At 39.0% G+C, this 15,615-nt stretch carries 19 protein-coding genes; 9 read left to right on the top strand and 10 right to left on the bottom strand.

Annotated features, from left to right (window positions below):
* Positions 1–29 precede the first annotated feature (29 nt).
* Both ACNJYY_RS07570 and ACNJYY_RS07565 read left to right on the top strand, forming a co-directional pair.
* Positions 30–1,505, top strand: coding sequence for a methyl-accepting chemotaxis protein (locus tag ACNJYY_RS07570; RefSeq protein WP_416731221.1), 1,476 nt, complete (start codon positions 30–32; stop codon positions 1,503–1,505).
* 61 nt (positions 1,506–1,566) lie between these two features.
* Positions 1,567–2,061, top strand: coding sequence for an NUDIX domain-containing protein (locus ACNJYY_RS07565; protein ID WP_416731220.1), 495 nt, complete (start codon positions 1,567–1,569; stop codon positions 2,059–2,061).
* Between the two features lie 28 nt (positions 2,062–2,089).
* On the opposite strand, the gene ACNJYY_RS07560 is transcribed toward ACNJYY_RS07565, so the two are convergent.
* The gene (locus ACNJYY_RS07560) at positions 2,090–2,497 is read right to left on the bottom strand and encodes a collagen-like protein (protein ID WP_191753200.1); all 408 of its coding nucleotides are present in this window, start codon (positions 2,495–2,497) and stop codon (positions 2,090–2,092) included.
* Between the two features lie 350 nt (positions 2,498–2,847).
* Positions 2,848–3,942, bottom strand: coding sequence for a hypothetical protein (locus tag ACNJYY_RS07555; protein ID WP_416731219.1), 1,095 nt, complete (start codon positions 3,940–3,942; stop codon positions 2,848–2,850).
* Between the two features lie 99 nt (positions 3,943–4,041).
* Between ACNJYY_RS07555 and ACNJYY_RS07550 the strand changes: the two genes are divergently transcribed.
* A complete protein-coding gene (locus ACNJYY_RS07550; protein WP_066392849.1) occupies positions 4,042–4,377 on the top strand; it encodes a toprim domain-containing protein in 336 nt (111 codons plus the stop codon).
* A gap of 102 nt (positions 4,378–4,479) precedes the next feature.
* Here ACNJYY_RS07550 and ACNJYY_RS07545 read toward each other — a convergent pair whose 3' ends face one another.
* The 3 genes from ACNJYY_RS07545 to ACNJYY_RS07535 all read right to left on the bottom strand — a co-directional run bounded on the left by ACNJYY_RS07545 (position 4,480) and on the right by ACNJYY_RS07535 (position 7,101).
* Entirely contained in the window at positions 4,480–4,854 is a 375-nt protein-coding gene (locus ACNJYY_RS07545; RefSeq protein WP_416731218.1) for a VOC family protein, read from the bottom strand.
* 18 nt (positions 4,855–4,872) lie between these two features.
* Positions 4,873–6,096: an MDR family MFS transporter gene (locus ACNJYY_RS07540; protein ID WP_416731217.1), complete on the bottom strand. Its 1,224-nt coding sequence runs from the start codon at positions 6,094–6,096 to the stop codon at positions 4,873–4,875.
* 372 nt (positions 6,097–6,468) lie between these two features.
* A complete protein-coding gene (locus ACNJYY_RS07535) occupies positions 6,469–7,101 on the bottom strand; it encodes a DsbA family oxidoreductase (protein ID WP_416731216.1) in 633 nt (210 codons plus the stop codon).
* A gap of 364 nt (positions 7,102–7,465) precedes the next feature.
* Here ACNJYY_RS07535 and ACNJYY_RS07530 point away from each other — a divergent pair, with 364 nt between their 5' ends.
* Positions 7,466–8,125: a deoxynucleoside kinase gene (locus tag ACNJYY_RS07530; protein ID WP_416731824.1), complete on the top strand. Its 660-nt coding sequence runs from the start codon at positions 7,466–7,468 to the stop codon at positions 8,123–8,125.
* Positions 8,126–8,171: 46 nt separating this feature from the next.
* Positions 8,172–8,390 carry a hypothetical protein gene (locus ACNJYY_RS07525; protein WP_144701313.1) on the top strand — a complete coding sequence of 73 codons (219 nt, stop codon included), beginning with the start codon at positions 8,172–8,174 and terminating at the stop codon, positions 8,388–8,390.
* 22 nt (positions 8,391–8,412) lie between these two features.
* Here ACNJYY_RS07525 and ACNJYY_RS07520 read toward each other — a convergent pair whose 3' ends face one another.
* From ACNJYY_RS07520 to ACNJYY_RS07500, 5 genes are all read right to left on the bottom strand, one after another.
* Complete coding sequence (locus ACNJYY_RS07520; RefSeq protein WP_231607463.1) at positions 8,413–8,760, bottom strand: hydrolase; 348 nt, start codon at positions 8,758–8,760, stop codon at positions 8,413–8,415.
* Positions 8,761–8,813: 53 nt separating this feature from the next.
* Complete coding sequence (locus ACNJYY_RS07515) at positions 8,814–9,749, bottom strand: magnesium transporter CorA family protein (RefSeq protein WP_416731215.1); 936 nt, start codon at positions 9,747–9,749, stop codon at positions 8,814–8,816.
* A gap of 78 nt (positions 9,750–9,827) precedes the next feature.
* Complete coding sequence (locus ACNJYY_RS07510) at positions 9,828–10,202, bottom strand: cupin domain-containing protein (protein ID WP_144701317.1); 375 nt, start codon at positions 10,200–10,202, stop codon at positions 9,828–9,830.
* A gap of 11 nt (positions 10,203–10,213) precedes the next feature.
* Complete coding sequence (locus tag ACNJYY_RS07505; RefSeq protein WP_197222463.1) at positions 10,214–10,636, bottom strand: DUF1992 domain-containing protein; 423 nt, start codon at positions 10,634–10,636, stop codon at positions 10,214–10,216.
* 220 nt (positions 10,637–10,856) lie between these two features.
* Complete coding sequence (locus ACNJYY_RS07500; RefSeq protein WP_416731214.1) at positions 10,857–11,813, bottom strand: ABC transporter substrate-binding protein; 957 nt, start codon at positions 11,811–11,813, stop codon at positions 10,857–10,859.
* A gap of 183 nt (positions 11,814–11,996) precedes the next feature.
* On the opposite strand from ACNJYY_RS07500, the gene ACNJYY_RS07495 reads away from it, so the two are divergent.
* Genes ACNJYY_RS07495 through ACNJYY_RS07480 form a run of 4 tightly spaced genes read left to right on the top strand, consistent with a single transcriptional unit; the run spans position 11,997 to position 15,615 of the window.
* On the top strand, positions 11,997–13,007 hold the full coding sequence (locus ACNJYY_RS07495) for a FecCD family ABC transporter permease (RefSeq protein ID WP_416731213.1): 1,011 nt from the start codon (positions 11,997–11,999) through the stop codon (positions 13,005–13,007).
* Positions 13,004–14,047, top strand: a complete 1,044-nt coding sequence (locus ACNJYY_RS07490; RefSeq protein WP_416731212.1) for a FecCD family ABC transporter permease — start codon at positions 13,004–13,006, stop codon at positions 14,045–14,047. The genes ACNJYY_RS07495 and ACNJYY_RS07490 overlap by 4 nt, the downstream gene beginning before the upstream one ends.
* 16 nt (positions 14,048–14,063) lie before the next feature.
* On the top strand, positions 14,064–14,882 hold the full coding sequence (locus ACNJYY_RS07485) for an ABC transporter ATP-binding protein (RefSeq protein WP_416731211.1): 819 nt from the start codon (positions 14,064–14,066) through the stop codon (positions 14,880–14,882).
* The gene (locus tag ACNJYY_RS07480; protein WP_416731210.1) at positions 14,857–15,615 is read left to right on the top strand and encodes an IucA/IucC family C-terminal-domain containing protein; all 759 of its coding nucleotides are present in this window, start codon (positions 14,857–14,859) and stop codon (positions 15,613–15,615) included. Before ACNJYY_RS07485 ends, ACNJYY_RS07480 begins: the two co-directional genes overlap by 26 nt.

Below are 15,615 nucleotides of genomic sequence, written 5' to 3'. Positions count from 1 at the left end.
TATACATTTTAAAACGGAGATGACGAAATTTGAATCCATCATTTGCCTCAAATTTACAAACGAATAAACTGGTTACCAAAATGCTGTGGGGTATGTATTTTCTCGGTCTGGCAAGTACGTATGCTAGTACGAAAACCGTTAATAGTGTCATGTTTTATGGTATTGCAGGACTCGCAATTCTTTTATCACTCTCGATTTGGACTTACCGAAATTGGGCTCCCTTCGCTGTTCAGTATTTTGTTGTTATCGGCTTAACGATACTGACTGTTATCATGGCAGATTCAAACCCGAAGATTTCTACTTACCTGATGACTTATGTATCCCTCGCAGTCATCACGTTGTATCATAACTACCTTTCAATCTTACTATCGGGTATTAGTGGATTATTATTAACCAATTTCTTCTTTTTTCAATACAAAGAGACGATGTTTGCCGGACAAGACCCAAAGATTATTATCTCATTAAACGTTTTCTTAACTGTTATTACTGCTGCTCTAGTGGCACAAGCAAGAATAGGTCAGCGTATGCATGAAAATATTTTGATCGCAGAAAAACAATCTGAGCAAGATAAGATTAAATTGGAAAAATTGTTGAGTAAGGTCAAAGATGCATCAGAAAACCTTCATCACTTTAGTCAGTCTGTAAAAGAAAATGTTACACGAACAGGTGAAATTTCAAGCAACATCACGTACGCTTTTACTGAAGTAGCAAAAGGTGTAGAATCTCAGGCTGTCAGTGTAGGTGGAATGAATCAATCTGTCACAAGCACCAACGACGTAGCAAAAGGTCTTCATCAGCACTCCAGTGATATGAAAAAGCTTTCAGAACAAACAGCCATCGTGACAAAAGCAGGAGAAAATCAAGTAATAGAACTTTCTTTGAAGATGAAAGAAGTAAGTGAGCTCATGCAGCAAACGAACACTCTAATGTACGAATTAAATCAGCAAAGTGAATCAATAGAAGGAATCTTAACGACAATAGAAGAAATTTCTTCTCAAACGAACCTTCTTGCATTGAATGCTGCGATTGAGGCAGCGCGAGCCGGAGATCAAGGCAGAGGGTTTGCTGTTGTGGCGGACGAGGTTCGACGCCTTGCAGAGGATTCTCAACATTCTACAAAGCAAATCGGTGCAATCCTAGGAGAAATTCGTAACAAAGCTAAACAAGCCGCACAATTTGTAGATGGTTCACAAGGGGTTGTCACATCCAGTCTTCAAGCCACAGAGAAAACAGCAGACAACTTCAGTCAAATTTTAGTGAACACCGATCAAGTGGCTGCACAATCATCAGAAGTTCAAGAATTAATTAATCAGCTGTATGAATCAACCGGATATATTGTTGGAGAAATTCATTCTGTTTCTGGAATTGCAGAAACATCAAGTGGTTCTGTTGAAGAAGTTCTTGCATCTGTAGAAGAGCAGCATAGATGCGTAGAAGAAGTGGTTGATAGTTTCAACAAGTTCGAGGCGTTAACCTCAGAACTAAATGAACTCGTAAAAGAATAATAATGCTGCAATACCTTTTCATGCATAATGAAAAGGTATTTTTTCTGAGGGAGCTTATAAGATGCATAAACACAGAGGAATCTATTGTATTTGTTTGAACAAATCTGGGGAACTGCTCGTTATCGAAAAGAACGGTGGTCCATATAAAAATCGCTTCGATCTTCCTGGAGGCACACCAAACGATGGTGAATCAGAATACGAAACGGTTATTCGTGAAGTTCTAGAAGAGACTGGCTATAAGGTGATACAAGGTATGAAACTAGGTGAACGCTGTTATGAACTTCCTTGGAACTATAGGAATTGGACCCGCTCACAACATTCAGCGGTTTTCTTTAACTGCAGGATAGACATTCATTCCCAATTTGCTATAGCGGATATTCCAGATCAAGATTCTAGCGGAGCAAGGTGGATTCCCATTAAAGATCTACATAAGGATTGGTGCTCTCCTCTTGTATGGGAAGCAGCGCAATATGCTTTGACCAAAAGAATTCCGTCTGAAATGAAAATTTATGAAACATGGCAAGTACAAAAGATACCACTATATCCTATTACATAAAAAAACAACCGCACAAAGGCGGCTGTTTCTAGTAACAATAAAAGGAACTGATTTGGCGTGTATCCATACCAAAATAGATCCATCTATTTCCGGTCCAGCGAAATCCTGCAACGGATCTTCTTCCTGCAAAAGTGAGCCATGCCCAGAATCCCGGTCCCCATGTTGGCCAGATATAGACATATTGGTACAAACAAGGTCTGATCGCTCCTGGATCAACAGCATAGACTCCTGGCTGACTTCCTCCGCCACCTCCACCTTGCAAACTAAAACCTTGCGCTTGGGATGGTGTAAATGATGGAGGTGCTGATGTTGGCGCCATACCACCGCCACCTCCGCCTCCTGGAGGTCCGCCTGGAGGGCCACCTGGTGGGCCAAATCCTTGCCCTCCGCCTTGACCGCCGCCTTGACCCGGAAAAGGTGGAAAACTTCTATTCATGCTCAATACGTTCAACTCCTATAAAATTGTATTCGGTTCATCTTATTCATATCGTAATGAAACGTATAGACAAGTAACCCGTATGACTATAAAAGGATTGCTTCATGCTGATTTCGGGTATATTACTTGAAACAACTATGATTTTTATAGGAGGATGAAAATGGGACGTATTAAAAAAGGTATCAAAGGAATGGCGGTTGCTTTTCTGATCAAACAAGGTAAAAAGAGGTTATTGCCTATCATTAAGAGAAAATTAAAAAGCAGATAATGATAAAGAACTCCTTATTCGTAAGGAGTTCTTTTTGCTTGAATACACGCATAACTTCTAAAACAAATGAGCATCAAACCGCTCAGCGCTTTAAATTCATGAACTCTTCTCTTAGAAAACGCACCTCAAACTCGATAACAGATTCCCCTGTTTCTTCCTCAAACAGGCGATAAAAATTCTTTTGTTTATTAAGCAATAAGGATTTAATTTTAGATCGATTCCCGTCCCTTACTAATTGATCAATGGCATAGTAGCTTTGTCTATATGGACGGTGACTAGATTTTCGCCGATTTTCATATGCCCAATCCTTTACGGAATGAAGCCTCGTGAAGGGTATGAAGTTTAGAGGTACAAAGATCGGCACCTCTCTTACACTCTGTTTCCCAGCATATTCTGCTATCCCCTCTTCAAACCATCTAGGCAGATGCCTATTATCCAGTTTATTTTCTAACAAGTAACTAACAATCCAATGATGTGTATATTCATGTCCGACCAACTCTAGAAATTGATCAGTATTCTCATCCATGTTGTTAGTAACAAGCATATGGATGGTTTCTTGAGCAGGTACGTATAATGCTTGCAAGTTTTCATAAGTATGTAACGGCAGATGTTGCTGAAAGATTAAAGGGTTCCGATAGAGGATGAGGGTTACAGGAAGGGCATCATGAACATCAATCCAATCATTGTGATAAGACTGCATCTTACGGATGTGACGAATCGCAGAAACGGCTAATTCCTTATCTTGGGATTCATAGAAAACCGAAGCGTTTTTCTCATTCATATTATCTAGAGTTTTTAAAAAGGATACTCTTTCAAAGATTCTATCCTTTTCTACTAACATTGCTTCCAAATAAAATTGATTTTTTACTCTAGGAGATAAAGAGTGTGGCAAAGAGGTTTCAAGGGCATAATTGCCTACAGATAATAGAGCTGTACAGAATGCTGTAAGAGTAATAACCATGAGGTTCGGCTGTATCCTTTTCATTACCAGCGTTTCATTTCTTCCTAATACAAATCTAATGAATCTCATGCTAAATATGCAAAAGCATACAAGAAGAATGAACACCCCGGTAAGTAACCCTTCAATATCTCCTAACAACAAGTACAATCCATAAATACTAATAAGGAATAAGAAGCTAAGAGAACAAGTTCTTACAAGGATAATTAGCTTCTTCACCGTTTACACTCCCTTTGTCCAATAATTTATTAGAAGTCGTACTATTATCGATATGCCCTCCATAAAATGTTAATGAATCTTAGTTTTACAGGAGGCGCTATGACCGGATACATTGTTGAAGGCAAAAGTGATCAACTGAGAGTACAAAGTGTTCATCCTCACGCCCATTTTGTCATTTTAAATGGCATTTCATTTCGGCATAAAGAAAGAAGAGCAATTGAAGAAGCATTAATTTTGTGTGATGAAGTTTATGTATTAACTGATCCGGATGAGCCTGGTGACAAGATAGCGTTAAAGATCATGGAGACATATCCAGAGATTAAACGAATTCATATCGATCCAAAGAAAGCTCGAAATGTTAGAGAAAGTCGCTACAAGTATGGTGTAGAATACTGTTCAAACCAATATTTAAAAGAGACATTGCCAGGAATCTAATTCTCATTCATAGACTTCTTTCCTGCTGTCTTATCACCTTCTTTCAAAGATGACTCTTTACAAAGAAACAAAAAAAGACTGCAACTCATGCAGTCTTCATTTCTATTTTCTCTCAAAAAATTCAAGTGATTCTTCATCCGGCCCGTAAAAGAAGAAGTATTTTCCGTTTGGAAGCTCAGTGATTTCTTTATCTTTCATGACTACATCTTTTTTCTGCAACAACTCATACTGCTCTTCAATATTCTTTACAGAAAATGCAATGTGATGAACCTTTCCCTCATTCGTAACTGGCCCTGTATAACCAGCGATCAACTCAACAAGGACTTTTCCTTCTACCCCTAAGAATGCCAACTCAACGGGTACGCTTGTATGATCGAAACGATCTAATAGATCTAAACCGAGTACCTCGGTATAAAATTTGATAGAGTTCTCCATGTTAGAAACCATAATTCCAGTATGTTCAATTCCAGTAATCATGCTGATCTTTCCCCTTTCTTAAGTTGAAGCAGATTGTTGATTAAGGAGCGTTTTGCGGATACCTTCTCCGTATTGAAAGAACGGCAAGGACAGTAAGGAGATAAGCGTTAGAATGCCAAACACATAAAATCCATGTTCAAAGCCAAACGTACTTAAAAGTAAGCCGCCAATCCACGGCCCCGCACTGAAACCAATCGATCGGAACGACATCGCTCCAAAATATGTACCTCTCATATGCTCAGGCGCTAAATCATCTAAAAGTACATCACTCATAACGAACACAATAATTTCTCCCACTGTTAAAAACACCATACTTATGACAAGAAAAAACCAATTCGTTGATAGACCAAAGCCAAGCAATGCAAGACTGAAAGCAAAACTCCCAAAACGAAGTGCATTCATCGGCTGAAATCGTCTTACATAGTTTGTGACTGGAAACTGAAGTAACAAAACCGTTATTGCGTTTGTAACAACAAGGTACGCAAAAAGCTTAACCCCATTCTCGAACTGAGGTGCATTCCCTATATATTGCGCTAGAGTTGTATCCATTTGTGACTGTGCCATCATAACAATTGTATTTCCGATCAGGAAAAAAGCAAGTACTCTGTCTCTTGAAAGTACACCTATGGCAGACTTGATTGAGAACTTCCTCTCTTCCCCACCCTTTAACTCTTTCGAGTACCCTTTTAATGTGAATACAATTAATAATGCATATAAGAGATAAGCGATCGCAGTTATGTAAAAAGCTTGAGTTGAATTTGATGTACCGAGCTGCGTTCCTACAACCGGACCAATTGCAGCACCAACATTGATCGCAAAATAACGAGCATTGAAAACATGCAACCGGTTTTCTTTTGTCGTTACATCGGCAAGCAATGCTCTGGATATGGGTTCAAACCATGAGCGGCAAAGTCCGTTTAACATATTCAATAGAAAAAAATGCCATACGAGATCTGCGACAGCAAATCCAACAAACACGGCACTCCATATGAAGATAGCAACGGTCATCACAGGCAGCCTTCCTATCCGATCAGATAGATATCCCCCAAAGAAACCACCGAACGTACCTGTTAAAGCACTAACTCCAATGATCAACCCAACCATAGCAGGATCGATCCCTTTTTCGTTGTACAAATAAATGGCTAAGAATGGCATAGTCATAAAAAATGCCGCTCGTGTAAACAGTGTTCCAGCTACAATAACAATGACTGCTGGATGCCACTTTCCAAGAAAATCTCTCATCCCCATTCCTTCTCTCTTCTATTCTGTTACTTACTCTATCATTTTTAATGGACTAGAAAAAGAATTTTTACAAATTTTGAAACTTTTCTATTTTTCCTTCGTCTTATATAGGTGTACCCCCCTTTCCCGAAAAAAGCCCTCCCCTAATTTAGGGCTTTTTTCATTTTAATCCGCTGCTCTTTAGTCCGTCAGCGCGACTTTGTCACAAAGTGATAACGTTTATCAAAAAAATCACATATTCGTCCATTTTTAATGAGGCCTTGCTATATTATAGACATCCCTATCAACAACCCCCTTTTTTCATTGTTAAGAACGAAAGAGAGCGCTAAGAAGGACGACCTTCTAAGCGCTCTTTTTTCATTATTTTCACTTTTATTCGCATTCGTCGCCATCACAAAATTCAAATTTTGCGTCCCTGATAGCGCCTCTTAATGCACGTTCAATATTAGCTTGAGGATGCAGGCCTTTTAATACTCGCTCACCTATAATAATAGTTGGTACTGCGGTAATGTTTAGGTCTTCTTTGGCTTCTTTTTGGATCCTCTCTCTTTCTTGTTTAAATTCACGAGATTCCAATGCTTGTTGAAAAGACTCCCCATCAAGGCCTATTTCTTCAGCAATGTTTTGAAGTAAATCAATCTTTCCGATATCTTCTCCATTTTGGTAAAAAGATTTAAAAACAAGATGAACATATTCTCTTTCCTTGTTGTGCCTTTTAGCAAATAATAATCCTTCATGAGCATAGAAAGTATGAGGTTGAGGAGATACCTCTGGCAGTATCATATCAACACCCATCTTCTTTGATAGAGGCTGAACAGACTCTTGCCACGATCTTTGTAGATAATCTTCTTCAGGACGTAATGTTTTCTGTGGAAATGGTCTGAGTTCGTATGGCATCCACTCAATCTCAACATCTTTATCTTCGGTCGCTTTTAATAATGGCGTTTCTGCTAAGTAACAATATGGACAAACAAAATCAGAATATACTTTTATTTGGATGGTCATGTTTAGTATCCCCTTTTTACGGCTTCAGTTCTAAATTTTTTTGTTTACACATGTGATGTGACGCTTATGATATTTCCAGCACGTTTAATGTTCAAGCAAAAAGACTTATCAATCACAATACGCCAAACTCGGATTTCTTTAAAAAAAGTAATGGTATTGTTCCAGATTGTCCAGTATTTCAAAATGATTAATGAAAACAACCTCTGTTCACCTATTGTATTACATGATATATTTAGAAAGGCTTTATCGCTTACATACCATATATTGATTTTTAAAACTTATGAATACATATGTTCTACACAAGTCGCATCACTGGCTGCAGTGCCTATGAAGCACCATTTTAGGAGGATATACCGTGATTTTAATGGCAGGTATGATCGGTACAGGTAAGTCTACATATGCTGAGTTCTTGAGCGAGCAGCTAGGAAGCTCTATCTTTTATGAAAGTGTCGTTGACAATCCTATTTTACCCGATTATTACAAAAACCCGAAGCGATGGGCTTTCCCGCTTCAAATATATTTCTTAAACACACGTTTTAAAACGATACGTGAAGCTCGTACAAGTCCAGACAATGTTTTGGATCGAAGTCTTTACGAAGATCTAATCTTTGCCGAACTGAACTTTGATTCAGGAAATATGACACAGCTTGAATTTGACACATATAAAGACTTACTTGAAACGATGATGAACGAAATCGACAAAACTCCAAAATCACGTCCTGATCTGCTTGTCTATTTGGATAGTGATTTTGAGACAGCACTAAGCCGAATTCAACAAAGAGGCCGCTCATATGAACAAGTAGAAGAGAATCCTGAACTTCTCGCATACTACAAAACCCTTCATGCTAAATATAAAGATTGGATTATGGCCTACGATAAGACCCCTGTTTTGATTATTGAAAGTGATAAATATAACATATTTAGTAAAGAAGATCAGGATAAAATTCTTACACTTGTAACGAATGAACTGACTCGTCTGGAATCATTAAAGCAACCTTCATTTGTTATGCATGAAAGCCGCTAAAACCACAAACACTACTAGGACAAACAAGGTTTAAGGAGTGAACATATTGTTTACCATGTTCTTTATTTTGTTATCTGTCCTTGTAGCCGCTATAGGTCTCTGGTGGACGATGAAAATCGCAAAAAAACAAAAAGTGTATACAGAAGATGAGGTAAACCCTGCTGTCTCAAGACATACTGCATTGCTGAACCCCGTTTTTATTGCATTAGCCGGCTTTACCATCGTAATTGGCCTCATCATCTACATTGCTTATTTTATTTATTAACAACGTAAAGACCAAAAGACATTTAGTCTTTTGGTCTTTTTTCTAAATCTTGAGGTTTCTCTGGATTCCAAAAACTCATACTTTCAATGAAACGTCGTGTTTCTTCTTGACCAAGGTCATGAATCATCTGATAAGCTTCTCTTAGTTTCTCATCATATCTGTCATTATCTGAGTCATTTGAATAAGGAACATATGGTAAGTGAGACCTTACAAAAGTATCATTTGCTGTACTGTCTAATTCACTGAACTTCCTTTCAAGATGCCTTACATCTTCATCAGAAGCAGATATTTCAAACTGAAACGTTGAAGCCGTTTTGATCGGAAGAATCTCACCGGTTTCCACATTAATGTAATACGGTCTTTTTTCCATTCTTCACGTCCTCCTTTTTCTTTATTTTCCACAGCTCATACGTTTTTATGTAGTCACCACCATTTTTTCTTCTTAAAATAGCTCATGATTGCAATAGGCAGAACGAAACAAAGAGTTAGAACGTAAAAATACCCATAGTGCCATTTAAGTTCAGGTATGTATTCAAAATTCATGCCATAAAGACCTGCGATAAATGTAAGGGGAATGAAAACAGCACTAACGAGCGTCAACGTTTTCATGATTCTATTCATGTGATCGGACTTTAGAGACATTTGCAGATCTAAGATTCCTTTTAAATTTTCTTTAAAACTGTCAAAAGCAGTTGTTACTCTTGAGAAGGAGGATAGCAAATCTTTAAAGTAAAAACCTGATTCTTCATTTGCGTATTCGAAGTCATCATGACCCATTTTCTGTATGATGCTCTCTTCTGCTTCAACATATTGTCTAAGCTTGTGTAAGCGAGTCTTCCACCGATATACGTCCCGTCCGATCTCACGCTTTTGTGGATCGATAAACACACTCTTTTCGAGCTCTAAAAACTCATCTGAGAGCTGATCAACAACTTCTAAATAGGAATTAACGATATCCTTCATAAGATAGTACAGCATATAGCTAACATGTTTCATGTGTTCAGGGTTGTTCGTGAAATCTTTCACTAGCTGTTCTCTAAAGAAAATTTCGTGTTCACTCATAACAATTAAATAATTTTCACCGATTAAAAGGTTGATCCTAATCGGTTCATAATTTTCAGATCCCAAATAAAAGGTTGAAACAACAGCATGATTGCTATAAACATTAATTTGTGGATGTTCAGAAAAATTCATAAAAGCATTCTTAGCTAACGGGTGAAGATCTAGCTGCTCTAAAATATCGTCCTGTTTCATTTCTTTAAGAGATTGATAAAACATCCAGATGGTTTCGTTCTCTTTTGGCATGTTAAAGTGTTCAATTCGTTCGGTTTGATTCGTAGCCTCTTTATACATTAACATCTCATGAACTCCTGGCCGTTTTTTCTCTATCATTCCCATAATACAGATTCACATGACAAAAAAAATAACCCTTTATGTTTAAAGGGTCACTGTACTAATACTTTTTACTTTTTTCACAACTACTCTATCTCCTTGTGCAGGTGGATGAGAAGTTAAAAGAAACTCAACAGGCAAACTCGATTCGTTTCGAACTTGATGGGTTGTCCCTGCAGGAATATCTAACCCTTGATGCGCGCTAAGGATAATTTCTTCACCATCTTTTTCGATCAACAGTTCTCCGTTTAAAACAAAGAAGAATTGATGAGAAAACACATGATAATGTCTTACCTCAGCTGTTTGTGGTGGCATTCTTTCTTGTATGATGCTTAGGTTTTCTTGCTTTAGAAGGTGCCAGCCATCACATGCATCTCCCCATTGATAATGTTCTGCATTTAATGTACTTTTCTTTGCCATACACCCTCCAATTATTTATTCAAAACGTCCTCCAGGTTTATCTTCATCCTTTGTGCACTAGGTGGACAAGTTAAGTTATACTGAAAGACTTTTTGGTTAATGGTCTCTACGGTCTTTTTGATGTTGAATTCTACGGTATACGTTTTTAGCTCCTCTTTTAGTACGTCTATCTCTTGACCAAGTTTCACCCAACTCGGGAGAATGTTATTATCTTTCATTACTTTATGAAGACGCTTCTCAGGATTATAAGTAAGATCTTCATCTAGATTAAGGGGCTTTCCTAAGCCTTCTAGATCATCAAATGCACCTTCTTTACGGGCACGGTTAACGATAGCTGTAATGTGATCTTCATAAAACCAAGCATTGGTTTGCTCGTCTTTCATTAAGATTTCACGTTGCTGCAGTTCCTTTTCAAGCGATGGTTTTTTGTTCATTACAAAAACCTCCAGGAATAAATTTATTTCTATACTTATACATTATGTTTTTTATTCCTATTCCCTTGGAAAAGTTATGGCAGATTTATTGCAAAATTGTGTACAAATTGAGAACGCCTTTCCTACGAGTTAACTTCATCCAAGTTCAATTATAGGTAAACCTGGAGTTCACTAAAGAAGAAAAAAGGAAGCGACTGCTCGCTCCCTCTCTATTACACGCTTATTTATTTAAGAAGTACTTCTCAAGATCATCTAACATTAAGTTTGCAGCCTTTACTCCACCTGCTGTATTCCAGATTGCATCACTTACTTTGTATGCTTTATCTGCTTTTACAACTTCAAGGTTCTTCCAAAGCGGGTTGCCTGTCCATTCTTTTTCTGTATCAGTCGCTTTTCCATCACCTTCTTCATAAGTGAAGTAGAACAAAATATCACCATTCATATCAGGAATACGTTCTTGTGTAACTTCTTCCATAAAATCATCTTTGTTTTGATCACCAGGACGAGCAAATCCAATTTGATCAAGAATGACACCAGAGAATGAATCTTTGTGATAGATACGAGATGTTCCTGGCAAGAAACGAACCACTGAAACCTCTGTTTTTAATTGATCTGCTGCTTCTTTCTTCAAATCTTCAATACGCTTATCGAATGCAGCTAGAACTTCTTTACCTTTTTCTTCTTTATCTAAAGCTTTTGCGTATAGTTCAAAGTTGATCTTCCAATCACCACGAAGCTCTTCAGCGAAAACAGTTGGCGCAATTTTATTTAGTTCGTCATATTGCTTCTCTTGACGCTGTTTGTTTCCGATGATTAGGTCAGGTTTTAAAGCTGCGATCTTCTCAACGTTTACAGTACTCTCGTCACCTACGACTTCAACGCCATCCATGTCACTCTTGATATGATCATACCAAGGATCACCCAACCAAGATTTAACGGCTCCAACCGGTTTTACGCCAAGAGCAAGTACGGCTTCAGTACCTTCGTTTGTTAAGACAACTACTCGCTTGTTTTCCTTAACTTCTGTTGTACCCATCGCATGTTCAACTTTATAGGAAGAAGAGGATCCTCCTGACTTTTCTTCTTTTTCTTTATCTTTTCCTCCACATGCTGCTAGTGCAAGCATTAACGTTAACACAGCTGCGAATGCAAGCCATTTGTATGTAATTTTCTTCATAGATTTTCTCTCCCCTTTTTATAATGTAAATGATAATGAGAATCAATTACAATTCGTATCATAAACTGATATGAATACGTTGTCAATAACTAAATGATAATGATTTTCAAAGTCATTGACAGATACACACTTTACTTTTAAACTGATAAATGAGAATAACTTTCATTATTAAAAGAGGCTCTAATGAACGGAATATTATACGGAAATAAAATTAAAGCAGCTGGACTTATCCTAGGCGTAATGATTGCGCTCATCATTATGGTGCTGAGTGTCGTACTTGGCTATACAAATACTTCACTTAAACAAGCCATTGAAGCGTATACGGCTTTTAACGGGTCGAACGAACATTTGATTATTCAACTTTCTCGGGTTCCGCGTTCACTTGTAGGTATGGCTGTCGGAATCTCATTAGGGATTGCCGGAGTCCTCATGCAAGCGCTCACTCGAAATCCGATAGCTTCTCCAGACATTTTTGGTGTGAATGCTGGTGCCGGATTCTTTATTGTTTTTGGTGTTACGTTCCTTGGGATCTCATCTATACAGCAATTCATGTGGATCGGTTTTTTAGGAGCTGCAGTTGCTGCAGGATTGGCTTATGCATTAGGTTCCGCCGGACAAGGTGGACTTACACCCGTCAAACTAACACTGGCAGGAGCTGTTATGGCCGCACTTTTTGCATCCCTCACGCAAGGTATGCTCGTCACCAATGAAAAAGCACTAGATGAGGTTTTATTCTGGCTCGCCGGTTCAGTTGAAGGAAGAAAACTTTCTATGCTAGCAGCAGTCTTACCTGCACTCATTATCGCTTGGATCATATCCATCTTATTATCAAGGCAGTTAAACGCCTTTGCGCTTGGTGAAGATGTTGCTATCAGTTTAGGTCAAAAAACAGTAGTGTTTAAACTAGCGGCAGCTCTCATGGTGATCATACTTGCCGGAGGATCAGTTGCGATAGCTGGACCTATCAGTTTCATAGGGATCGTTGTTCCTCACTTTGCTAGATATTTAGTAGGAAATGATCACCGCTGGATCGTGCCATACTCTGCCATCATAGGTGGTATAATGCTCGTCGTTGCAGATATAGGAGCACGTTATATCATCATGCCTGAAGAAGCACCTGTTGGGGTTGTAACAGCTCTGATTGGTACACCATTCTTCATATATATTGTTCGAAAAGGAATATTTCAAAAATGAGAAAGTACTGGGTCTTACAGCGTAAATCATTTTCTTTTTTAGTTGATAAAAAAACGACTGTTAGCATATTTGCTCTCACTCTTGCGGCACTAGCTGCTATGTTAATTAGTATTGGTATCGGTGATATGTATATCCCACCGTGGGATGTATTTCAAGCGTTATTAGGAACAGGAATGGATATTAACCAGCTCATCATACTTGAGTTTAGACTTCCAAGGGTATTGGTCGCTTTTATTGCAGGAGCCTCACTTGCTCTCTCAGGTGCCATCTTGCAAGGTATTATCCGCAACCCGCTAGCCTCTCCAGATATGATCGGAATAACTGGTGGAGCAGGTTTTGCAGCTGTCGCTTTTCTAACGATGTTCAGTGATGATTCTAATAACCTATTATTAAGCATCAATTATTTACCATTGTTCGCATTTGGTGGCGCGACGATTGTTGCTTTCTTGATTTATGTATTAGCTTGGAAAGACGGCGTAACACCAATACGTCTCATATTAATCGGAATCGGACTCATGGCTTTATTACAGGCTCTAACTACGCTCATGATGCTCATCGGCCCGATCTATAGAGCGAGTCAAGCCACAATATGGCTTACCGGAACGGTGTACGGTACGTCCTGGAACGAAGTAAAAGCATTGCTGCCTTGGTTTATTGGAATGTTACCTATCTTAGTCCTTCTCGTACGCCGATTGAACGTTCAAGGATTTGGTGATGATCTTACAAAAGGAGCAGGAATCTCCGTCCACCGTGAACGATTCTTACTTTTAATGGTCTGCACGGCTTTGGCAGGTTCTGCAGTTGCATTTGCAGGAGCGATGGGGTTTGTTGGACTTATCGGACCACATATCGCTAGAAGAATTTCAGGCTCGTCGTTCGGCGGCTTGCTCCCAGCTTCAGCTTTGATCGGTGGTATCATGGTCGTTTTGGCAGACCTTGCCGGACGTACCTTGTTCTCACCTTTAGAAGTACCTGCCGGTGTTTTTACAGCGGCGATCGGTGCTCCCTACTTTATCTATCTATTATTTAAAAACCAATAACAGGAGTGGATGACAGATGGCTGTACTAACAACCTCTAACCTAACTTTAGCTTATGGAAAAGAACCGATTATCGACGAGTTGAACCTGCAGATTCCTAAAGGTAAAATCACCGTCTTGATCGGAAGCAATGGTTGTGGAAAATCCACTCTATTACGCTCTATGGCAAGACTATTAACTCCTAAAGGTGGCCATGTTTTGCTAAATGGTAAAGATGTAGCGAAACGGTCTACAAAACAAGTAGCAAAAGAACTGGCGATCCTGCCGCAAGGACCCATTGCTCCAGAAGGGTTAACTGTTCTACAACTTGTGAAACAAGGCCGCTTTCCTTATCAATCATGGCTGCAACAATGGTCACAAGAAGACGAACGAGCTGTAATGAACGCGCTTTGTGCGACAAACCTTATTCCTTATATGGAAACACCTGTTGATTCACTTTCAGGTGGTCAGCGTCAGCGTGCTTGGATCGCTATGACACTGGCTCAAGGAACAGAGACGATTCTATTGGATGAACCTACTACCTACTTAGACATGACACATCAAATTGAGATTCTTGATCTGCTATTTGAGTTAAATGAAAAAGAAAAGCGAACAATAGTTATGGTGCTTCATGATTTGAATCTTGCTTGCCGTTATGCTCATCATATTGTTGCGATTCAAGATAAAACAGTCTACGCAGAAGGTGCACCTGAAGAAATTATGAACGAACAATTAGTGGAAGATGTATTTCAGATGTCGAGTACCGTGATTCCTGATCCAGTTTTCGGCACACCAATGTGTATTCCATATGGAAAGGGGCGAGTCGTTCGACATGTCAATACTCCTCAGTACGCCTAAGTCAAACGGTTGGACAGCAGAAGAAAAAAATCATATCAGTTCGAACTATCGTTTCTCTTTTCAAGCACCATATGAGAATGAAGTTGTCGTTTCTGCCGAACAGCTGTTGAACGCTGAACATCTGCTTCAGTTTTTGGATCAAACAGGACCGCGAATCGGTTCGAACAAACGGCCTGTAACAGCATCTCTATTCTTCAAACGCTATGCGTATTGCAGTTTAACTTCCTGTTTATATGGAATGACTATTCTTAATAAGTCATTCGATATGAACATAAAAAATGTATATCTTATCGATCACAATTCCGACAGCATGTGGCTTCCATCATTCACACTGAAAGATGCGTCTGCTCGCATCGCTGACGAAAACAGAGCAGATTGGCGCTCTTCTGTCATTGAAACACTTTTTAAAGAAAACATGTCTGTCATGTTGAATCATATTGCGAGCACGGCACGCATCTCAAAAGCAACTCTTTGGGAGAACGCTTGGATCTACATACGCTGGATATATGAAACATGGCTAACCGAAGAGCATCCAGCAGAAGTTAAGCAAAGAATTCAAGAAGATTATGCGTTCTTTATGGAAGCACCTGCATTTCATTTTGGGTTAACAAAAAACCCGTTCCATCGTTTTACAGCCCCCATCGGCTGTGGACCTACTAAGACTCGTAAGACTTGCTGCCTTTATTACAAAACAGATAACGGGACTTGCTGTTCTACATGTCCAAAGCGATAA

The sequence above is a fragment of the Fictibacillus tiangongensis genome (assembly GCF_048083785.1).
Lineage (GTDB): Bacteria > Bacillota > Bacilli > Bacillales > Fictibacillaceae > Fictibacillus.
The sequence above is the reverse complement of the archived record's forward strand: the minus strand, read 5'-3'. Positions and strand labels throughout refer to the sequence as shown.